The 19,523-nt window shown below is 63.0% G+C and carries 18 protein-coding genes; 4 read left to right on the top strand and 14 right to left on the bottom strand.

The features are described from left to right. Positions 1–8 precede the first annotated feature (8 nt). Positions 9–1,568 (top strand): DHA2 family efflux MFS transporter permease subunit, encoded by a 1,560-nt coding sequence (locus ACPWMG_RS18750; RefSeq protein ID WP_483301001.1) that lies wholly within the window; start codon positions 9–11, stop codon positions 1,566–1,568. 66 nt (positions 1,569–1,634) lie between these two features. Here ACPWMG_RS18750 and ACPWMG_RS18745 read toward each other — a convergent pair whose 3' ends face one another. Beyond that, positions 1,635–2,567 carry a LysR family transcriptional regulator gene (locus ACPWMG_RS18745; RefSeq protein ID WP_483301000.1) on the bottom strand — a complete coding sequence of 311 codons (933 nt, stop codon included), beginning with the start codon at positions 2,565–2,567 and terminating at the stop codon, positions 1,635–1,637. A gap of 92 nt (positions 2,568–2,659) precedes the next feature. On the opposite strand from ACPWMG_RS18745, the gene ACPWMG_RS18740 reads away from it, so the two are divergent. Then, positions 2,660–3,829 carry an MFS transporter gene (locus ACPWMG_RS18740; RefSeq protein WP_483300999.1) on the top strand — a complete coding sequence of 390 codons (1,170 nt, stop codon included), beginning with the start codon at positions 2,660–2,662 and terminating at the stop codon, positions 3,827–3,829. 35 nt (positions 3,830–3,864) lie between these two features. After that, on the top strand, positions 3,865–4,896 hold the full coding sequence (locus tag ACPWMG_RS18735; RefSeq protein WP_483300998.1) for an aldo/keto reductase: 1,032 nt from the start codon (positions 3,865–3,867) through the stop codon (positions 4,894–4,896). Positions 4,897–4,907: 11 nt separating this feature from the next. Here the strand turns inward: ACPWMG_RS18735 and ACPWMG_RS18730 are convergent, their stop codons facing one another. The 13 genes from ACPWMG_RS18730 to ACPWMG_RS18670 all read right to left on the bottom strand — a co-directional run bounded on the left by ACPWMG_RS18730 (position 4,908) and on the right by ACPWMG_RS18670 (position 18,486). Then, the gene (locus tag ACPWMG_RS18730) at positions 4,908–6,371 is read right to left on the bottom strand and encodes an amidohydrolase family protein (RefSeq protein ID WP_483300997.1); all 1,464 of its coding nucleotides are present in this window, start codon (positions 6,369–6,371) and stop codon (positions 4,908–4,910) included. Positions 6,372–6,388: 17 nt separating this feature from the next. After that, on the bottom strand, positions 6,389–7,597 hold the full coding sequence (locus tag ACPWMG_RS18725) for an amidohydrolase family protein (RefSeq protein ID WP_483300996.1): 1,209 nt from the start codon (positions 7,595–7,597) through the stop codon (positions 6,389–6,391). A 2-nt stretch (positions 7,598–7,599) separates the two neighbouring features. Next, a complete protein-coding gene (locus ACPWMG_RS18720; protein ID WP_483300995.1) occupies positions 7,600–8,235 on the bottom strand; it encodes a flavin reductase family protein in 636 nt (211 codons plus the stop codon). Next, entirely contained in the window at positions 8,225–9,148 is a 924-nt protein-coding gene (locus tag ACPWMG_RS18715) for a DUF1989 domain-containing protein (RefSeq protein WP_483300994.1), read from the bottom strand. The genes ACPWMG_RS18720 and ACPWMG_RS18715 overlap by 11 nt, the downstream gene beginning before the upstream one ends. Beyond that, on the bottom strand, positions 9,145–9,318 hold the full coding sequence (locus tag ACPWMG_RS18710; RefSeq protein ID WP_483300993.1) for a hypothetical protein: 174 nt from the start codon (positions 9,316–9,318) through the stop codon (positions 9,145–9,147). The genes ACPWMG_RS18715 and ACPWMG_RS18710 overlap by 4 nt, the downstream gene beginning before the upstream one ends. 40 nt (positions 9,319–9,358) lie before the next feature. Continuing rightward, entirely contained in the window at positions 9,359–10,819 is a 1,461-nt protein-coding gene (locus ACPWMG_RS18705; protein WP_483300992.1) for an amidohydrolase family protein, read from the bottom strand. A gap of 9 nt (positions 10,820–10,828) precedes the next feature. Continuing rightward, complete coding sequence (locus ACPWMG_RS18700; RefSeq protein ID WP_483305286.1) at positions 10,829–11,833, bottom strand: ABC transporter ATP-binding protein; 1,005 nt, start codon at positions 11,831–11,833, stop codon at positions 10,829–10,831. A 20-nt stretch (positions 11,834–11,853) separates the two neighbouring features. Further along, a complete protein-coding gene (locus ACPWMG_RS18695; protein ID WP_483300991.1) occupies positions 11,854–12,864 on the bottom strand; it encodes an ABC transporter ATP-binding protein in 1,011 nt (336 codons plus the stop codon). A gap of 8 nt (positions 12,865–12,872) precedes the next feature. Next, positions 12,873–13,826: an ABC transporter permease gene (locus ACPWMG_RS18690; RefSeq protein ID WP_483300990.1), complete on the bottom strand. Its 954-nt coding sequence runs from the start codon at positions 13,824–13,826 to the stop codon at positions 12,873–12,875. Continuing rightward, on the bottom strand, positions 13,823–14,788 hold the full coding sequence (locus ACPWMG_RS18685) for an ABC transporter permease (protein ID WP_483300989.1): 966 nt from the start codon (positions 14,786–14,788) through the stop codon (positions 13,823–13,825). Before ACPWMG_RS18685 ends, ACPWMG_RS18690 begins: the two co-directional genes overlap by 4 nt. An 88-nt stretch (positions 14,789–14,876) precedes the next feature. Then, entirely contained in the window at positions 14,877–16,472 is a 1,596-nt protein-coding gene (locus tag ACPWMG_RS18680; RefSeq protein WP_483300988.1) for an ABC transporter substrate-binding protein, read from the bottom strand. Positions 16,473–16,495: 23 nt separating this feature from the next. Next, positions 16,496–17,323, bottom strand: coding sequence for a GntR family transcriptional regulator (locus ACPWMG_RS18675; protein ID WP_483300987.1), 828 nt, complete (start codon positions 17,321–17,323; stop codon positions 16,496–16,498). A 386-nt stretch (positions 17,324–17,709) separates the two neighbouring features. Continuing rightward, complete coding sequence (locus ACPWMG_RS18670; protein ID WP_483300986.1) at positions 17,710–18,486, bottom strand: SDR family NAD(P)-dependent oxidoreductase; 777 nt, start codon at positions 18,484–18,486, stop codon at positions 17,710–17,712. Between the two features lie 104 nt (positions 18,487–18,590). Between ACPWMG_RS18670 and ACPWMG_RS18665 the strand changes: the two genes are divergently transcribed. Then, the gene (locus ACPWMG_RS18665) at positions 18,591–19,517 is read left to right on the top strand and encodes a LysR family transcriptional regulator (protein ID WP_483300985.1); all 927 of its coding nucleotides are present in this window, start codon (positions 18,591–18,593) and stop codon (positions 19,515–19,517) included. Positions 19,518–19,523 lie beyond the last annotated feature (6 nt).

Here is a 19,523-nt window from a genome sequence, read left to right as displayed (position 1 = left end):
GATAGGACATGTCCACCCCCGCTAAATTTGTGCAGCATCCGCCGCTGGAAGGCGCGGCCCGCAGTTGGGGCACCATTGCCCTGGCCGCGGCCACCTTCATGAACGTGCTGGACACCTCGATCGCCAACGTGTCGCTGCCCGCGATCGCGGGCGACCTGGGCGTCAGCCCCAACCAAGGCACCTGGGTCATCACCAGCTTTGCCGTGGCCAACGCCATTGCCGTGCCGCTCACCGGCTGGCTGTCGCAACGCTTCGGCCAGGTGCGGCTGTTCGTCGCCAGCGTGATGCTGTTCGTCATTGCCTCGCTGCTGTGCGGCTTGGCGCCGAACATGAACACGCTGATCGCTTTCCGCATCTTGCAAGGCTTTGTGGCCGGGCCGATGATTCCGTTGTCGCAGTCGTTGCTGCTCTCCAGCTACCCGCCAGCTTTGGCCGGCACGGCCATGGCCATGTGGGCCATGACCACGCTGGTGGCGCCGGTGATGGGGCCACTGCTGGGCGGCTGGATCACCGACAACATCTCGTGGCCATGGATCTTCTACATCAACGTGCCCATCGGCATCATGGCGGCGTTTGCGGCGTGGATGCTGTATCACAAGCGCGAAACGCCGACCAAGCAGTTGCCTATCGACAAGGTCGGGCTGGCGCTCTTGGTGGTGTGGGTTGGCTGCATGCAGACCATGCTTGACATCGGCAAGGAGCAAGACTGGTTCCACTCGGCTGAAGTGCTGACACTGGCCGTGGTGGCAGTGGTGGGCTTCCTGTTCTTTGTGGCGTGGGAGCTGACGGAGGAACACCCCGTGGTCGACCTGCGGTTGTTTGCGCGGCGCAATTTCTGGTCGGGCACCATCGCCACTTCGGTGGGCTACGGGCTGTTCTTCGGCAACGTGGTGCTGTTGCCGCTGTGGCTGCAGCAGTACATGGGCTACACCGCCACGCAGGCCGGTTGGATTTTGGCGCCGGTGGGTGTGATGGCGATTGTGCTGTCGCCGATCGTGGGCAAAACCATCAGCAAGGTGGATCCACGCCGTTATGCGACAGCCGCGTTCCTGATCTTCGCGCTGGTCTTGTGGATGCGCTCGCGCTTCAACACTTCGGCCGATGAAGCCACCATCATGGTGCCCACCATCATCCAGGGTGTGGCCATGGCGTTCTTCTTCATCCCGCTGATGACGATCACGCTCTCGGGCCTGACGCCAGACCGCATTGCCGCCGCCTCGGGTTTGTCGAACTTCGTGCGGATCACGGCAGGTGCGATGGGCACGTCCATCGCCACCACCATCTGGGAAAACCGTGGCGCCTTGCACCACGCCCAGTTGGTTGAAAACGTGACGCAAGGCCGAGAGGTTGCCAACGCCACCATCTCGGGCCTGCAAGGCGCTGGCCTGAGCCTGGAACAAGCCATGGCGCAGGTCAACCGCCTGGTCGACCAGCAGGCTTTCATGCTGGCGGTGGACGACGTGTTCTACGCCTCGGCCATTCTGTTCCTGCTGCTGATCCCGCTGGTGTGGGTGACGCGTCCAGCCAAGGGGGGCGGCGGTTCAGACGCTGCGGCAGGCGCGCACTAAGGTCTTGCTTTGCACTGAATAAACGGCTCCTGATGCAAATCAGGAGCCGTTTTTTTGGGGGCGCTGTTAACTGCCCGACCAGCCCGCGTCCAGCGTGGCTTGTGTCACGCGCTCCGCCAGAAAGTCCAGCAGCACGCGCACGCGTGCGGGTAGCCTGCCGGGCTTGCCCAGGTAGACGGCGTGAATGGGCGCGCGGTCGCCGGGGTTGAAGTCTTCCATCACCGCCACCAAGCGGCCGGCGTCGATGTCGGCCTGCATGTGGTAACGAGACAGCCGCGCCAGGCCCACGCCGGCAATCGCCAGGCGGCGCAGGGTTTCGCCATCGGCGGCGCGCACGTTGCCCTCAACCGCCAGGCTCTCGGTTTTGCCGTTGATGTGTAACGGCCAGCCGGGCGCGTTGCGGCGGTAGGTCGAGCCCAGGCGGTTGTGGGTGGCCAATTCTTCGGGGGTGCGCGGTGTGCCGTGGCGCGCCAGATAGTCTGGCGAGGCGACGATGGCCACCGCCGTGTCACCCAGGCGGCGCGCCACCAGGTCGGAATCCGGCAGGTCGCCCCAGCGCACGGCCACGTCGGTGCGCTCGTCCATCAGGTCGACCACGCGGTCGGTGAGCGCAATGTCGAGCGTGACTTCGGGGTACAGTGCCATGAACTCGGGCACCAATGGCAGCAGCAACGCCATGCCTACGGGCAAGCTGGAATTCAAACTCACCCGCCCGCGTGGCGCAGCGCCGGCGGCGGCGCTGCGTTCGGCGTCCAGCATGTCGGCCAGCACATGCACGCTGCGCTCGTAGAAGGCGTTGCCCTCGGCCGTGAGCTGCAGCTTGCGCGTGGAGCGGTGCACCAGTTGCACGCCAAGGCGCGCTTCCAGCCGCAGCACCAGTTTGCTGATGGCCGAGGGCGTCATGAACAGGTGCCGCGCCGCCGCGGAGAAGCCGCCACGTTCGACGATCTGCACAAAAGCTTCCATTTCGCCGGAGCGGTTGACGTCGGTACGCGGCATGTTGGTTTGTGAACTGTGAATTGAAGTCACAAATCTACATCCTTCTGGCCGACTATTCGGATGCAGGGTTTTTCTTGATGATTCAGCCCATCATGTCTATTGCACTCCTTGCCCTCACCGCCGGCGCCTTTGGCATCGGCACCACCGAATTCGTCATCATGGGCCTGCTGCAGCAGGTCGCGGCGGATCTTCAGGTTTCCATCACTGCTGCCGGGCTGCTGATCTCGGCATATGCACTGGGGGTTGCCGGGGGCGCGCCCGTGCTCACCATTGCCACCCGCCGCCTGCCACGTAAAACCGTGTTGCTGGCGCTGATGGTGATCTTCACGCTGGGCAATATCGCCTGTGCGATCGCTCCCAACTACGCGTTCTTGATGGCCGCACGGGTGCTCACCTCGCTGGCGCATGGCACGTTCTTCGGTGTGGGTGCCGTGGTGGCTACCGGCTTGGTGGCACCCGAGCGCCGCGCTTCGGCCATCGCCATCATGTTCACGGGCCTGACGGCCGCCACGGTCTTGGGCGTGCCTGCGGGCGCCTGGCTGGGCTTGCACTACGGCTGGCGCGCCACGTTCTGGGCGGTGGCTGTGGTCGGTGTGGTGGCCTTGGTGGTGCTGGCCATCTTTGTGCCGCGCAGCCGCGAGGTCGAGCCTGACGTGGCTTTGCGCGACGAACTGGCGGTGTTGGCGCGGCCAAAAGTATGGCTGGGCTTGGGCATCACGGTGTTTGGATTTGCGGGTGTGTTCTCGGTGTTCACCTACATCCAGCCGTTGCTTACTGAGTTGACTGGTTTGTCAGCCGCTGCGGTGTCTCCGGTGTTGCTGGTGTTTGGTGGCGGTTTGGCCATTGGCAATTTGCTGGGTGGCCGCTTGGCCGACCGCGCGTTGATGCCTGCCTTGCTGGGCTCGCTGGTGGCGCTGGCCCTGGTGTTGTTCGCCATGCCCTTGGCCATCTACACCCCGGTGGCGGCCGTCATTTTCATGGGGGTGCTGGGTGTGGTGGCGTTCGCCACCGTGGCGCCGCTGCAAATGCGTGTGTTGGAACAAGCCAGTGGCGCCGGGCAAAACCTGGCGTCGAGTTTGAACATCGCCGCCTTCAATATGGGCAACGCTCTGGGCGCTTACGTCGGCGGTGTGGTGATCGAGCGTGGCCCCGGCTTGGCGGCATTGGGTTGGGTGGCGGCATTGCTCACCGTGGTGGGCTTGGCATTGACCTTGTGGAGCCGTGCGTTGGAGCGCCCACGCAGTGTTTTGGCCGGCGTTTGATCCCTTCGCGCCGCATCTCAAATTGAAAGACCGTCATGGAATACCGTTATCTCGGCCGCTCGGGTTTTAAAGTGCCCGCACTCGGTTTTGGCGCAGGCACCTTTGGCGGCAAAGGGCCGCTGTTCAGCGCCTGGGGCAACACCGGCAATGACGGCGCACGCCGCATCGTCGACATCAGCTTAGACGCAGGGTTGAACCTGTTCGACACCGCTGATGTTTACTCTGACGGCGCCTCTGAAAGTATCTTGGGCGCCGCACTCAAAGGACGGCGTCAGCAGGCCATCATCTCCACCAAGCTCTCGCTGCGCAGCGGCGAAGGGCCGAACGATGTGGGCTCGTCACGCCACCATTTAATCGAGGCCACACATGCCGCATTGAAGCGCCTCGACACCGACTACATCGACATCTTGCAGTTGCACGCGTTCGACGCGATGACGCCGGTGGAGCAGGTGTTGCAAACGCTGGACGACCTGGTGCGCGCGGGCAAGGTGCGCTACATCGGGGTGTCCAACTTCTCGGGTTGGCAGTTGATGAAATCGCTGTCGGCCTCGGACCGGCTGGGCCTGCAGCGCTACGTGGCCAACCAAACCTATTACTCGCTGATCGGCCGCGACTACGAGTGGGAATTGATGCCGCTTGGCATCGACCAAGGTGTGGGTGCCATCGTGTGGAGCCCGCTGGGTTGGGGGCGCCTCACCGGCAAGATTCGGCGCGGTCAGCCGCTGCCCGAAGGCAGCCGCCTGCACGCCACGGCAGGCTCTGCGCCGCCGGTAGATGACGAACATTTGTACCGCGTGGTCGATGCCATGGACGTGGTGGCCGAAGAAACCGGCAAGACCTTGCCACAGATCGCGTTGAACTGGCTGCTGGCGCGGCCCACCGTAGCGAGTGTGTTGGTTGGCGCGCGCGACGAAGCGCAGTTGCAAGAGAACCTGGGCGCGCTCGGTTGGCAGTTGACCCCCGAGCAGATCGCGCGGCTCGATGCCGCGAGTTTGGTCACGCCGCCGTACCCGTACTACCCGTATTGGAACGGGCAGTTTGCCGAGCGCAGTCCGGTCGCTGTTTAGGTTATCAACGCTTAGTCAGCCCAAGCAAACACGGGCTGTACCAGCGGCGTGTTTTGCAACGCATCAAAGCGCCGAGCCTGCTGGTTGGTCAGCAGCTTGGAAAACTGCTGGTCGGCCTGCGCTTGCAGTGCTTGTAGATCGACACCACCCAGCTTGAAGTCTTCCATCACACAGCGCCCGGCGATGTAGCTGGCGCGGCAGTCGGTGCCACGGCCCGCGAGAAACAGGTTCTTCAGCGGATCGAAGATGGGCCCGAGGTGTGTGCCTTGCAAATCAAACACTACGATGTCGGCTTGTGCCCCAGGCGCCAAACGGCCCAGGTCGTCGCGTCGCAAGGCCCTGGCGCCGCCCAGCGTGGCGGCGTTGAACAAGTCGGCCATGCTGGTTTGATTTGAATTGCCTTCCATCAACCGGGCGGCATAAAGGCCGGTGCGCATGTTCTGCAGCAAGTCGGGCGGCCAGGTGTCGGTGCCCAGGCCGAGGTTGATGCCGGCCGCATGGTATTTGCCAAACGAATCGAGTGCTTCGCCGCTGCGGATGAACACTTCGGGGCAGTGCGCGATGGTGGCGCCCGAGGCTTTGAGCCGTTCCCAATCTGCCGACCCCTTGGCCGACACCGCAGGGTGCCCGCTGAGGTAAATGCCGTGCGGCAAGATGGCGCGTGGGTTGAGCAGGCCCAATTGTTCCAGCCAGCCCAAGGGCGTGTGCCCGCGCAGTTGCAGCACGGTCTCAAACTCGTAAGCGGATTGGCAGCAGTGCAAACGCACGGGTGCGTTTACCTCCGCGCTGGCTGCTGCCGTGCGTGTCAGCAACGCGGGTGTGCAGGTCTCGATGCGGTCGGGTGCGAACATACCGCGCACCAGGCCACCATGCGCGCCATCAAAGTCCTGGAAGAAGCGCAGCGCATCGTCGAACCCGGCCAAGCCACGCGGTTCGTCCCACAACTGTCCTGGAGTGAAGTCGGCCCGTGCAATGGTGGTGCCGCTCATGTAGCAGGGGCCGAGGTAGGCGCGAATGCCCAGCTCACCGGCAACGGCTGCCACACCGGCAAACTCGTCGTAACGCTCAGCCCACGCGCGGTAGTACATCGAGGTAATGGGCAGCGCGGTGGTGATGCCGTTGCGTATCAGGTGGCTGAAAGCGTAGCGGTATTTGAAGACTTCTTCTTCGAGCGTGTAGGCGTCTTGCGGGCCGCGCCGAATGTAGTCTTCAGACCAAAGGCGGCCATTCTCAAATTTGCTGCCGTTGTCCACGCCCAGCACGCCGGAGTCGATGTCGCCCAGCGCGTCCAGGTCGATCAAGCCAGGGCAGATCACGGCTTGGCCGTAGTCCACCGTACGATCGACATGGCCTGGGAAGTTGCGCCCGACAAACTCGATGGTGTTGCCCGAGAAGACCACTTCGCCATTGCGCCAGAACACATGTGACTGACCGTCGAAACCGACCACACAAGCTGCTTTGAGAAGGGTGCGCATGTTGGCTTACCGTCCTATTAGTGGCCGACAAACACGCCGCCGCGCGCCACCACTTGCCCACGGCTGATCACGGTGCGCTGCAGCGGCCGGTTGACCACCGCCTCGGCCACGTTTTCGGCCGGCAGCAACAGCAGGTTGGCCGCATTGCCCACTTCAATGCCGTAGTGGGCGATGTTCAGCGCGCGCGCGCCGCCTTGTGTCACCACGTCGAATGCCATGGACAGGTCTTTGTCTTTGCTCCAGCCGAAGCGCAGCGCGATCAACATGGCGCGCTCCAGCATGTCGCCGTTGCCCATGGGGCTCCACGCGTCGCGTATGCCGTCGGAGCCGGAGCACACGTTCACGCCCCGGCTGCGCAGCATGGCCACGGGCGGCACGGTCACGGCGGGCGGCGCGCAGGTCATGACCGAGATGTTCAACTCGGCCAGGCGGTCGGCCAGCGCAAACAGCTCAGCCGGTGGAAACGCGCCCAGCGAATAACCGTGGCTGATCAGCACCTGGCCTTGCAGGCCCATCTCTTCGGTCATGTCGCAAATGCGCTCGATCTCCCAGCGGCCGAGTTCGCCCAGGTCGTGCAGGTGGATGTCGATGCCGCGCTGGTAGCGTGTGGCCAGCTCGAAGATGGTGGTGAGGTGGCGGATGGGGTCGCGGTCGATGCCCGCGGGGTCGATGCCGCCGACCACGTCCACACCCATGTCGAGCGCCTGTTGCATCAGCTCTACCGTGCCGGGGGCGATCAGCATGCCGCCTTGCGGAAAGGCCACCAGTTGCAGGTCGATCAGGTGTTTGTATTTTTCACGCAGCGCCAACATGGCTTCGACGTGTTGAATGCCCCAGATGGTTTGGGTGTCGAGGTGGCTGCGGAAGTAGAGCGAGCCGCGTGCAATGCAATGCTCGATGAGCGGGCCGGCGCGTTCGGCCATCGGCACTTTGAAGTCTTTCAGCACCGTGTGTTCGTTGCTGATGCGGTGGTTGCGCGTGGGGCCGGCGCTGTTGGGGCGCCATGGGGTGTTCCACAGCGACTTATCGAAGTGGGTATGGCTTTCAACCAGGGCGGGCAGCAGTAATTGGCCTTGGCCATCGACCAGCGTGGGCAAGCCGGCTTCTGCGCTACCGGCGGGCAGCAGCGCGGCAATTTTGCCGTCGGTGACCAGCACATCGACGGCGGCACCGCCGAGCGGGCGAACGTTGCGTATGACTAGGGAAGGGGACGTGGCTGTACTCATTTTTATTCGATTTCGTCTATGGGGTTGGACTCGGCGGCTTCTTTCTCTGGCTCCATCGAGAAACGGTCGCGGGTGCGCACGTAGTAGCTGGCGCCGAAGCGTGCCACCGGAAAATAGTTTTGCAGCCGCACGCGGTAGCGCTCGGTGTCGATCAGGTCTTCACGCGCGTGTAGCCACAACACTTCGCCGATGAAGATGTGGCGGCTGGCGGTCTCCAGGGTTTCTGAGAGTTTGCATTCAAATGCCACGGGCGATTCGGCAATGCGCGGTGGCCGCACGGCTTGCGAGGGCGCGGTGGTCAGGCCCACGTGGTCGAGTTCGCTGCGAGAGGACGGCAGCGTTTCTCCGCAGCGGTGCATTTGCAGCGCCATGGGTTCGTCCGCAATGTGCACCACAAATTCACCGTTGGCCAAGATGTTGGCCGAGGTGTCTTTGAGGTGATGGTCTTGCAGCTTGTTGACGCTGATCATCAGGATCGGCGGGTCTTCGCCCAGCATGTTGAACATGCTGAACGGCGCCGCGTTCACCACACCTTGGTCGTTTTGTGTGGTGACCAGCGCAATGGGGCGCGGCACGATCAAGCTGGCCATCAGCTTGTAGCGCTGGTAGGCCGTGATTTGGGAAAAATCAATCTGCATGGCCGATGGTTTTCTTGATGAAGCGTTCTTCCCACCAGCTATAGACGATGTCGCGTAGCGCGGCACCATCGTCTTTGCCATAGAGGTCGCGGCGCGCGTGTTGCTGCAGCAGTGCGAACTCTTCGTCGTTCAAGGTCACGGGGTAGTCGTTGTAGACGATGGGCACGTTGGTGAACGCAGGGGCGTAGTCGGGGTCGCGGCGCAGCTCGCGGTCGGCCTTGATTTTGCTGTTGCGGAAATCGGCCGGTGTGCGTTGTGTGGCAAAGTGGCTCAGCGGCGGCACGGCGGCCATGTCTTCCTCTGTGGCCTGGTAGATGGAGATGCGCACCGGCTTGATCGAGAAGTTGCTGGTGCGCATGATGTCGGCGCCGCAGATGTTGGGCACGGCCAGCAGGTCGATCAGCGCCAACAGGTCGATGTGGTCGCCGGGCTTGGAGTTTTGCCGCTCGATGAACAGCTCGCCGTTCGGGCGCACGCCGGTGCGCATGAAGAGGTTGAACGAGTCGTGCACGTCGTCGGGCGTTAAGCCGTATTCACGTTGCGCCTCGGCCTGGATGTCGTGGCAGTTGGTGTGCACCGGCAGGCCGTAAACGCCTTCGTACAGGTTGGCGCTGCAGCGTGGAAACATCACGTCGTTGCAGTTCACCGTGTCTTCCAAGATGAAGGCCATGGCCCGTTCGCGCGGCGGTGCTGACCACATGAAATGGCCGGTAGTAGGGCTCAGGCCGTGCACGGTGCGGGTGCGGCCCGTGTGCATGCTTTCCTTGTAGTCGTGCAGGTTGAAGCAGTTGAAGTCGACACACTGGTTGCCTTCGATTTGCTCGATGCGCAGGATCTGCCCGCGCAGCAGTTCAATGGCTTTGCCGGTGCCGGGCTCCAGCACCCAGGAGGTGATGAGTTCACGCGTGCTCATGCTGCAACTCCTGTCGCGGCCGCTGCTTCTTTAGCTCGCTGCAGAGCATATTCGCGCAATGCAAGTTTGACCAAAGCTTCGCGGTCTGCGGCCACGCCTTTGGCGATGGTGCGGTCTAGTAGTTCCAATTGCTGCTGGTTGAGTTTGAGAACGACGGTGTGTTCAGCCATGGGTTTCTCTTGAATGTTGGAGTTGGAATTGATGCTAGGTTCAATAGTGCGAGCCGCGCCACAGGGTCTCGGGTGCCGTCAGCAGGTGCTGCAAGCCGGTGCGCGCAATCATCTTGTCGGTGGCCACTTGGGCCAGTTCCATCACCTCGGCTTCGTCCACGGTGTTGACCTTGCCATCTTCCATCAACACCTTGCCGTTGACGATGGTGGTGGTTACGTCTGCCCCGTTCGCAAAGCTGGTGACGCGGTACACCGGCATGTTCAGCGGCATCATGTGCGGCTTGAACAGGTCGACCAGGATGATGTCGGCCTTTTTGCCGACTTCGAGCGAGCCGATCTCATCGCCCAGGCCAATGGCGCGCGCGGCGTCGATGGTCACCATCTCCAGCACCTTGCCGTGCGGCAGCACCCCCGCGTCGCGGAAGTGGCGGCGGTGGTAGTGCATGCACTGGAACATGTGGCGGAACATGTCGTAGCTGCGATCCGGGGCGATGCCGTCCGAGCCCAGGGCCACGGTCACGCCCGCGTCCAGCAACTCGGGCACGGGGCAGCGGCCCCGGATGGACATGATGGCGCTGGGGTTGTGGATGATGCTGGTGCCGGTGGCGGCGCAGGCTGCGATGTCGTCAGGTGTGAGGTCGATCGAGTGCGACATATATGAGCGGTCGCCCAGCAGGCCCATGCCCTCGGCCAGCTTCAAGCTGCCGGTGCGGTGGCCGTCTTGCGTGAAGCCCACGCCATGGCGTTTCGCCAGGGCCATGTACTGGCTGGCCTGGTCGTAAAACAGGCGTTCGTACTGGCGTTGCTCGGGTTCCTGGTCGGGGTGGTAGACCGGCAGGGTGACGCAGATGTTCACCCGGCCATCGGCGCGGCCGTGCTGCGTGGCGATGACGGTTTCGCAGGTGTCAAACATCTGCTCGTAAGAGATTTCGCGGTCGGTGCGTGTGTCGCCATCCCACGTGGCGTAGGTGCGTGGCGCGGGTGGGCGTGACGGGCCTACGGCCAGTACCGAGCGTGTGCCGGTCTCGCTGATGGCATCGCAGTGGCGTGTGGCGTAGCGAGGGTCGTCCACGCGCATGATGCTGTCGCCGCCGCCGAACAGGCACACGCCGGTGGTGGTGCCGCACTTCAGGCGCTCCAATGCGGCGAGCTTGGCTTCGGCGTACCAGAATTCTTCATCTGAGCCCACGGTGTAGATGCTTTGGCAGGCGTCCATCCAAGCACCAGAGTCGCCGCCGCCCATGGTCTTCAGCAGGCCGTGGCCCGCGTGGGCATGGCCGTCGATCAAGCCAGGCAACACGGCCTTGCGAAAGGCGTTGAGGGTCTTGGTGGCACGGTAGCGGGCCTGCAATTCGGCGGTGGTGCCCACGGCCACGATGCGGTCGCCCAGCACGGCCACGGCGCCGTCTTCGATGACGCGGCGCGCGCCGTCCACGGTGATGACGGTGCCGTGTTCGATCAACAGGTCAATCATCTGGATTTGGGTTTTATCTTCAGACATTCTCTACTTTCAAGAGGTGTGGAACAGCACGGGAATGCGGCGTTCTTGTACGGCGTGGCAGGCCACTTGCGAGCCATCGGGCTGGGCCTGGAGTTCGGGCTTCTCGGCCTTGCAGCGGTCGTTGGCGTGCGGGCAGCGGGGGTGGAAGGTGCAGCCCGAAGGTGGGTCGAGCGGGCTGGGGATCTCGCCGGTGATGGGCGACTTGTCGCGGCCACGTGTGTCGAGTTGCGGCAGCGCGGCCAGCAGCAGTTGGGTGTAGGGGTGTTTGGGTGCTTCAAACAACACCCGTGTGGGCGCCACTTCGGCCAAGCGGCCGAGGTACATCACCCCCACATCGTGCGAGACGTAGTTGATCACCGCCAGGTTGTGGCTGATGAACAGGCAGGTCAAACCCAGTTGCTCTTGCAGGCGGCGCAGCAGGTTCAAAATTTGCGCCTGCACCGATACGTCGAGGGCCGAGGTCGGCTCGTCGCATACCAGGAAGCTGGGGTTGCCTGCCAGGGCGCGCGCAATCGACACACGCTGGCGCTGGCCGCCCGAAAACTCGTGCGGAAACTTCAAGGCATCGGCCGGGGCCAGGCCGACCTGGCGCAGCAGCTCGTGCACCCGCGGCATGACCTGCGCTTCTGGCAGCAGCTTTTGAAAACGAATCGGCTCGGCGATGGCCGTGCCAATGCGGTAGCGCGGGTTCAGCGAGGCGTAGGGATCTTGAAAGATCATCTGGATGCGGTGGTCGCGCTGCCCCGCATCGGCAAACGCGATGTTGCCGCTGCTGGGGGCATCGAGCCCTGCCACCAGGCGCGCCAGGGTGGACTTGCCGCAGCCTGATTCACCCACCAGGCTGAAGGTTTCGCCGCGCTTGATCTTGAAGCTCACGCCATCCACCGCTTTGACGGATTTGCCCGCGCCAAGTTTGCCGCGCAGCAGGCCGCCGCCTACGGGGAAGTGCCGCGTGATGTCGTTCGCGGTGAGGCTGGTGGGGGCCTCAGAGCTGGCGTTGAGAGTTTCGTGCATGGGTTCTTTCAGCACAGCGTTCATGCGGCCTCCAACTCGGCCGGAGCGCTGGCAATGGTGGGGGCGAGCCAGCACGCCACTTGGCGTTTGGGGTGTCCTTCCAGATGTGCCAAGCGCGGGCTGCCTTCGCGGCATTGGTCGGTGGCGCTGGGGCAGCGTGGGTTGAAGGCGCAGCCGATGGGGCGGGCGTTGAGGCGCGGCATGGCGCCGTCGATCTGCGCCAACGGGCCGGTCACGCGTTTGAGCGAGGGAATGGCGCCCATCAGGCCGCGTGTGTAGGGGTGCACTGGGTTGCGGATCACGTCTTCCACCGGGCCGATTTCCACGATGCGGCCGGCATACATCACGGCCACGCGGTCGGCAGTTTCGGCGATGACGCCCATGTCGTGCGTGACCAGCAGCATCGACGTGCCTTTGTCGCGGCACAGTTGGCGCAGCAGTTGCAGCACCTGCGCTTGAATCGACACGTCGAGTGCGGTGGTGGGTTCATCTGCCACAACCAGGCGCGGCTCGGCGCACAAGGCCAGCGCTATCACGATGCGTTGGCGCATGCCGCCAGAGAACTGGTGCGGGTAGGCGGTGAAGCGTGTTTCGGGGGCCGGAATGCCCACGGCGCGCATCAAGCCCAGCGCGCGTTGCACGGCTTCTTCTTGCGACACCGGCAAGTGGGTGCGGATGGTTTCGACCAACTGCTCGCCGATCTGCAGCAGCGGGTTCAGGCTCATCAGCGGGTCTTGAAAGACGGCGCCGATCTCTTTGCCGCGCACCTTGCGCATGTCGCGCTGCGAAAGATTGTCGATGCGGCGCTCGCCTAAGCGAATCTCGCCGCTGGCCACGCGGCCGGGTGGGTCGAGCAGGCCCAGAATGGCCATGCCGGTGAGGGACTTGCCGGCGCCGGATTCGCCTACGAAACCCAAGATCTCGCCGGGGGCGATGGAGAAGGTCACGTCGTCCAACGCCAGCAGCAGGCCACGGCGGGTAGGGATTTCAACGCGCAGACCTTGAACGGTCAAAACAGCTTGTGTTGACATGGTCGTGCTCATTTCAGTTTTGGATTGAAGACGTCGCGCAGCCAGTCGCCCAGCAGGTTGATGGCCAGCACCAGCAGCACCAGGCAAACGCCAGGCATCACCGTGACCCACCATTCACCCGAGAACAACACCTCGTTGCCCACGCGGATCAGCGTGCCCAGCGATGGCGATGTGGGCGGCACGCCCAGGCCCAGAAAGCTCAGCGTGGCTTCGGTCAGAATGCCCAGGCCCAGCGACAGCGTGGCAATCACCAGCACGGGCCCCAGCACGTTGGGCAACACGTGGCGGAACAAGATGCGCAACGGCCCCATGCCGATGAGCTTGGCCGCGTGCACGTAGTCTTTCGACTTCTCGACCAGCGTGGCGCCGCGCACCGTGCGCGCGTACTGCACCCAGGTGGAGATGCCGATGGCGAAGATCACCACAAACAGCGCCAGTTGCTCGTGCAGCGAGCGCGGCAGCAGCGAACGCGAGAGGCCGTCGATCAGCAGCGCCACCAGGATGGTGGGGAAGCTCAGTTGCATGTCGGCCAGGCGCATGATGAGGTTGTCGATGCGGCCACCGGCGTAGCCGCTCACCAGGCCCAGCGTCACACCCACCACCAACGAGAACAAGGTGGCGCAAAAGCTTACCATCAGCGAGATGCGCAGGCCGTACATCAGTACCGATAACAGGTCGCGTCCCTGGCCATCGGTGCCGAGCGGAAACTTCATCTGTCCACCTTCAATCCACACCGGCGGAATGCGTGCGTTCAACAAATCCAGCTCGGCCGGATCAAACGGATTTTGCGGCGCCAGCCAGGGCGCCAACAAGGCTACCAGCACAAACAGTAGCAACACCAGCGATGAGACGATGGCGATCGGCGAGCGCTTGAAGCTGTAGACGAAATCGCTGTCGAGGAAACGGTGCCAGGCGGAGGGCGGGACCTCTACCGCAATCGAGGTCAAAGTGGTTTCAGTCATGCGAGCCTCACGCGTGGGTCGACTTGGAAGTACAAGAGGTCAACGACGGCGTTGATGATCACAAACAACAACGCAATCAGCATCAGGTAGGCGGCGATCACAGGAATGTCGCCAAAGGTGATGGCCTGGATGATCAGCAAGCCCATGCCGGGCCACTGGAACACGGTCTCGGTGATGATGGAAAACGCGATGAGCGAGCCGAGCTGCAGGCCGGCCACGGTGATCACCGGGATCAGCGTGTTCTTCAGCGCGTGGTGGAAGTGGATCGAGCGGTCGATCACGCCGCGTGCTCGCGCAAACTTGATGTAGTCGGTGCGCAGCACTTCCATCATTTCGGAGCGCACCAAACGCATGAACAAGGTGAGCTGGAACAGCGCCAGGGTGATGGCCGGCATGACCAGCGACTTCCAGCCGCTGACGGTCAAGAAGCCGGTGCTCCAGGCGCCGAAGCGCACCACGTCGCCACGGCCAAACGCGGGCAGCCAGTTCAGCTCCACCGAGAAGACCAAAATCAAAATGATGCCGGTGAGGAACGACGGCACCGAGATACCGATGAGCGACACCACTTGCATGGTCTGCGCCAGCCAGGAGTTGCGCTTGATGCCGGCGTACACGCCCATGGGGATACCAAAGCCGAGGGCCAACACGGCCGCGCACAGGCTCAGCTCCAGCGTGGCGGGTACACGCGACATCAGCAACTGGCCCACGGGCTCCAGGTTGCGGTACGAAATACCGAACTCGCCGCGCACGGCAAGGCCGATGTATTTGAAGAAGCGCACGATCAACGACTGGTCGAGGCCGAGCGAGGCCCGCAGCGCATCTTTTTGCGCCAGCGTGGCGGTTTCGCCCAGCAGGTTGTTGACCGGGTCGCCGATGTAGCTGAACAGCAGGAAGGAGATGAACGACACGCCGATCATCACCAGCAGGCCGTTCCACAGGCGGGTTGAGAGAAAGCGGAGCATGGGGCTGCCCTCGTTTTGGGGTTGTGGGGCTTTGAGGAGACCGCAGCGGGTGGGGGTACCCGCTGCTTGAAGTCAACGACGCGTTTGCTTAAGGAGCCGTTACCAGCCAGAGACGCAACTGGTTGTCGGGGGCTTGCTTCAGCTCCACACCCTTGCGCGAAGCCCAGGTGATGGGCTGCTGGTGCAGTGGGATGTAGCCCACGTCGTTGCGCAAGATGCCTTCGGCTTCAGCCAGCAGCGCATTGCGTTTGCCCATGTCCAACTCGGCCGCGATCTTTGGCAACACCGCATCGAAAGCGGGGTTGGAGTAACGGCCGGCGTTCAGGCCGCCGGCGTTGGCGGTGCGTGTGGCGGCCACGTCGTACAGCAGGGCGTAGGAGTCGGCCATCGGCAAACCGGCGTGGCCCACCATGTAGAGCGACACGTCCATGGTGTTCAGGCGCACGTTCCACTTGGCCACAGGTTCGATCTGCGGTGTGATCTTGATGCCCACGCGACCCAGCATGGAGATGATAGCCAGGCAGATTTGCTCGTCGTACACGTAGCGGTTGTTCGGGCACTGCATGCCGACAGTGAAGCCGTCGGGGTAGCCGGCCTCGGCCAGCAACTTCTTCGACGCATCAGCGCTGAACGGCAAGATGCGGGCGTTGTTCTTCGGCGCACCGTTGAGCTGTGGCGCCAGCACCATGCCAGCGGGCCACGACACACCGCGCATCACCGAACGCTTGATGGCGTCGACGTCAATCGCTTGGTAGACGGCCTTGCGAACACGGATGTCTTTGAACGGGTTCTTGCCCTTCACGTCAGAGTACAACAACTCGTCGCGGAACTGGTCCATGCCCAAGAAGATGGTGCGCAACTCGGGGCCTTGCACCACGGTGAAAGTGCCCGAGCTGTTGATGCGTTGCACGTCTTGCAGCGGCACGTTGACGGTGGCGTCCAGCGCGCCAGACAACAGCGACGAAGTGCGGGTGGCATCCGACTGGATGGGCGTGAACACCACGTCGGTCAGGTTGTGCTTGGGCTTGTCCCACCAGGTGGGGTTGGCCACCAGCACGGTCTTCACATCGACTTCGCGCGACTTGACCATGAACGGGCCGGTGCCGTTGGTGTTGCGGTTGGCGAAGTTTTCTTTCTTCTGCTGCAGGTCGCTGGCTTCTTTGGCGTTGTTGGCCTCGCTCCACGACTTGCTCATGATGCCCAGGTTCAGCATTTCATTGAGCAGCAGCGGGAAGGGCGCCTTGGTCTCGACGTCCACGGTGTGGGCATCGACCTTGCGCACGTCTTTCACATCGGCCAGGTTGAGCTTGGAGATGGAGCCCGGCGTTTGTACGCGCTGCCAGCTGAACACCACGTCGTCGGCGGTCATGGTTTCGCCGTTGTGAAACTTCACACCTTGGCGCAACTTGAAGCGCCACACGGTGGGGCTGACGTTGGTCCACGACTCGGCCAGGGCGGGCTCGATTTCGACCTTCTCGTTGAAGCGCACCAGGCCTTCGTAGATGTTGGCCATGAAGGCGTTGGTGAACGAGTTGTTGGTGGAGTAGGGGTCCATCGACAAGGCATCGGCCGAGGCCGACCAGGTGAACGTTTTGGCTTGCACACCGGCCGAGCCAAGGCTCATGGCCAGGGCCATGCTCAGCGTAGTGAGTGCTGTGCCCAGCAATTTGAAATGCGACTTCATGAGGATCACTCTCCTAGGGGTTTTCAACGGATGGGGGAAGGGATGGGGGGTGAGGTCGGCGCATGTTTCGGCGCGGCGGCGCTGGTGAAGCCCAAGGCTTCTGACAAATCGACCGGTTTAGGTTCGCCGTCCAAACGCAGTTGGCGTTCGCAGCGGTTCAGGTGTTCTTCCATCAGGCGCTCAGCCTCTTGGTGCTGGCCGGACTGGATGGCGTCGAGGATTTCCAGGTGCTCCAGCACCGAGCAGTTGTTGGTGCCGGGCTCGTCGTACAGCGCGGTCATCAGCGAGGTTTGGGCGACCACGCGTTTCAGGTGTTGGTTGAGCGCGCTGTTGCCGGTAGCGGCTGCCAGGTCGAGGTGGAACTTGCCGGCCAGGCGGATGTAGCGGCCGGTGTCGCCCACGCGGTTGGCTTCGCGTTCTTCGCTCACCTGCTGGCGCACGTCGTCAATCCACGGGCCGCAAGCGCGTTTCGACAAGGTGCGCACCACGCCAGCTTCGAGAATGCGGCGCAGGGCGTAGACGTCACGCGTGGCTTCGACCGAAGGGCGGGCCACGAAGGCGCCACGGTTGGGTATTTGCTCGACCACCTGCTCGCTGGCCAGCCGGTCGAGCACCTTGCGCAAGGTGCCGCGCGAGGTGCCCAAGAGGCGGCACAGGTCGATTTCGGGCAGCTTGGTGCCTGGGGGCAGGCGGTGTTCGTAGATGGCATCGGCCAGCCGTTGCTGTACACGCGCTTCTTCGCGGGTGTCGGCGTGCGTATCCGGTGAAGCGGTTGCACTGGCCGCACCCGATGGGGCCGAAGGTGCCGCGTGCTGGGGCAGCGGTGTGGGCGAGGGGGCGGGGCGGGCCATGGTCACACTTCGGTGGCAACGTCTGAATAAAATTGGCAACATTTAAATTGCCAAATTGTTAACAATGTTGCTATTTTTATGGCGACATTGTTTGCAAAATATTCAGATATACCCGTAGCCCGAACGGATGTCTGTGGCCACACCATGGGTGTGGCGCCCTCTGCAGAGAGGCGTTTTAGAGGTGGCGTCAGGCTGCTCATGGCTTTGAGCTACGCAAAACGCATGCCTGGCAGTTTTAGCGCTGAATGGCCTGTTTGGGGAGGATGTTGGCCTTGATGGCACCTAAATGGTTAGCAAGTTTATGAAAATTGTTAACAAAATGGTGCGCAAGTGCTGACATTGATGCATGCGAGGCGCCCCGACCCCAGGCGCCTCGCAGATGGGCTTTACAGGAACATGCCGCCCGAGGCTTCAATACGTTGGGCGTTGACCCAGCCGTTGTCGGGCGACAGCAGGTTGGCGATCAGCCCGCCGATGTCGTCCGGCAGACCGACGCGGCCCAATGCGGTTTGGCCGGCGATGAAGGCGTTGACCTGAGCGTTGTCGCGCACGGCGCCGTCGCGGAAGTCGGTCTCGATGGCGCCCGGCGCCACCACGTTGACCGCAATGCCACGTGGCCCGAGTTCCTTGGCCATGTAGTGCGTCAGGGTCTCAACCGCGCCCTTCATGGACGCGTAGGCGGCGTAGCCAGGCATGGCAAAGCGGGTCAGGCCGGTGGAGATGTTGAGGATGCGCCCGCCGTTGGCCATCAGAGGCAGCAACTTCTGCGTGAGGAAGAAAACGCCTTTGAAGTGGATGTTCATCAACTCGTCGAACTGCGCTTCGGTGGTTTCCATCAGGCTGGCGCCCAGGCCCACGCCGGCGTTGTTCACCAAGTGGTCGAAGCTGTCGCGCTGCCAGTGTTGCGCCAGGGCCGATTGCACTTGGTCAGCAAAGGCGGCAAAGCTGCTGCTGTTGCCCACATCCAATTGCAGGGCCACGGCGCGGCGGCCCAGGGCTTCCATCTCGGCCACCACAGCCTGGGCTTCTGCGGCCTGGCTGCGGTAGGTGACGATCACGTCGCCGCCCTTGCGGGCGATGTGCAGCGCAGCGCTTTTGCCCAGGCCACGGCTGCCGCCGGTGATGAGGGAGATGGTGGGGTTGGTGTTGGAGGTGGTGTTCATTGGTCGCTTCCTTGAGGACGGTTGAGGATGGAAGCGAGTCTATTGAGAGGTTAAATTTAGATAAATATCGAATATGTGATTTGGTTGTTCGGCATAATTGAACAATGAGCACTCTAGACCGCATGCACATCTTCACCCGCGTGGCCGAGCTGGCCAGCTTTACCCAGGCCGCCGATGCGCTGGGTTTACCCAAAGCGAGTGTGTCTACTGCCGTGCAGCAGTTGGAGGCCGAGCTGGGCACACGCCTGTTGCACCGCACCACACGCAAGGTGCAGCCCACACAAGACGGCCAGGTGTTTTACGAGCGCTGCAAAGACTTGTTGGCCGACATGGACGAGCTGCAAACCATGTTCCAGCAGCAGGGCACGCAAAACCTGCGCGGCCGGGTGCGCATTGACACGAGCACCGGCATGGCACGCCACGCGGTGCTGCCAAAGTTGCCCGCGCTGTTGGCGCAATACCCCTTGCTGGAGCTGGAAGTTAGCAGTACCGAGCGTCGCGTAGACCTGGTGCGCGAGGGCTTTGATTGTGTGGTGCGCGCCGGTCCGGTGCTGGATGCGGGCCTGGTGGCGCGCCCGCTGGGCCAGTTGCATCTGGTCAACGTGGCGAGCCCGGCGTACCTGCAAGCACACGGCACACCCCAGACCTTGGCTGATCTGGCGAACCATCAACTCGTGCACTACGCCAGCACCCTGGGCGCCAAACCCACGGGATTTGAATTTGTGGAAGCTGGCGTGGCGCGTAGCCTGCAGATGGCGGGCGCCGTCACGGTGAACAACGCCGATGCTTACACCGCCGCCTGTGTTTCAGGACTAGGTTTGATTCAGGTGCCGGTGGTCGCCGTGCGCGGGTTGTTGAAAACGGGGCAACTGGTGGAGGTGTTGCCGGCGCACTTGGCGCCGCCCATGCCGCTGAATATGCTGTATGCCAACCGGCGCAACCTGTCGAAACGGGTGCGCGTGGTCATGGATTGGTTGGCCGAGGTGGTTGGCGCCCATTTGGCTGATGGCGAGCCGCCGCCAGGGGGGTGACCATAG

The sequence above is a fragment of the Hydrophilobacter chitinilyticus genome, assembly GCF_049860745.1.
Classification (GTDB): domain Bacteria; phylum Pseudomonadota; class Gammaproteobacteria; order Burkholderiales; family Burkholderiaceae_C; genus Rhodoferax_B.
The sequence above is the reverse complement of the archived record's forward strand: the minus strand, read 5'-3'. Positions and strand labels throughout refer to the sequence as shown.

Excerpts from the sequence above, each read along its gene's own strand:
- ACPWMG_RS18750 (WP_483301001.1), top strand. The coding sequence starts at position 9 with ATGTCCACCCCCGCTAAATTTGTGCAGCATCCGCCGCTGGAAGGCGCG.
- ACPWMG_RS18745 (WP_483301000.1), bottom strand. The coding sequence starts at position 2,567 with ATGCCGCGTACCGACGTCAACCGCTCCGGCGAAATGGAAGCTTTTGTG.
- ACPWMG_RS18740 (WP_483300999.1), top strand. The coding sequence starts at position 2,660 with ATGTCTATTGCACTCCTTGCCCTCACCGCCGGCGCCTTTGGCATCGGC.
- ACPWMG_RS18735 (WP_483300998.1), top strand. The coding sequence starts at position 3,865 with ATGGAATACCGTTATCTCGGCCGCTCGGGTTTTAAAGTGCCCGCACTC.
- ACPWMG_RS18730 (WP_483300997.1), bottom strand. The coding sequence starts at position 6,371 with ATGCGCACCCTTCTCAAAGCAGCTTGTGTGGTCGGTTTCGACGGTCAG.
- ACPWMG_RS18725 (WP_483300996.1), bottom strand. The coding sequence starts at position 7,597 with ATGAGTACAGCCACGTCCCCTTCCCTAGTCATACGCAACGTTCGCCCG.
- ACPWMG_RS18720 (WP_483300995.1), bottom strand. The coding sequence starts at position 8,235 with ATGCAGATTGATTTTTCCCAAATCACGGCCTACCAGCGCTACAAGCTG.
- ACPWMG_RS18715 (WP_483300994.1), bottom strand. The coding sequence starts at position 9,148 with ATGAGCACGCGTGAACTCATCACCTCCTGGGTGCTGGAGCCCGGCACC.
- ACPWMG_RS18710 (WP_483300993.1), bottom strand. The coding sequence starts at position 9,318 with ATGGCTGAACACACCGTCGTTCTCAAACTCAACCAGCAGCAATTGGAA.
- ACPWMG_RS18705 (WP_483300992.1), bottom strand. The coding sequence starts at position 10,819 with ATGTCTGAAGATAAAACCCAAATCCAGATGATTGACCTGTTGATCGAA.
- ACPWMG_RS18700 (WP_483305286.1), bottom strand. The coding sequence starts at position 11,833 with ATGCACGAAACTCTCAACGCCAGCTCTGAGGCCCCCACCAGCCTCACC.
- ACPWMG_RS18695 (WP_483300991.1), bottom strand. The coding sequence starts at position 12,864 with ATGTCAACACAAGCTGTTTTGACCGTTCAAGGTCTGCGCGTTGAAATC.
- ACPWMG_RS18690 (WP_483300990.1), bottom strand. The coding sequence starts at position 13,826 with ATGACTGAAACCACTTTGACCTCGATTGCGGTAGAGGTCCCGCCCTCC.
- ACPWMG_RS18685 (WP_483300989.1), bottom strand. The coding sequence starts at position 14,788 with ATGCTCCGCTTTCTCTCAACCCGCCTGTGGAACGGCCTGCTGGTGATG.
- ACPWMG_RS18680 (WP_483300988.1), bottom strand. The coding sequence starts at position 16,472 with ATGAAGTCGCATTTCAAATTGCTGGGCACAGCACTCACTACGCTGAGC.
- ACPWMG_RS18675 (WP_483300987.1), bottom strand. The coding sequence starts at position 17,323 with ATGGCCCGCCCCGCCCCCTCGCCCACACCGCTGCCCCAGCACGCGGCA.
- ACPWMG_RS18670 (WP_483300986.1), bottom strand. The coding sequence starts at position 18,486 with ATGAACACCACCTCCAACACCAACCCCACCATCTCCCTCATCACCGGC.
- ACPWMG_RS18665 (WP_483300985.1), top strand. The coding sequence starts at position 18,591 with ATGAGCACTCTAGACCGCATGCACATCTTCACCCGCGTGGCCGAGCTG.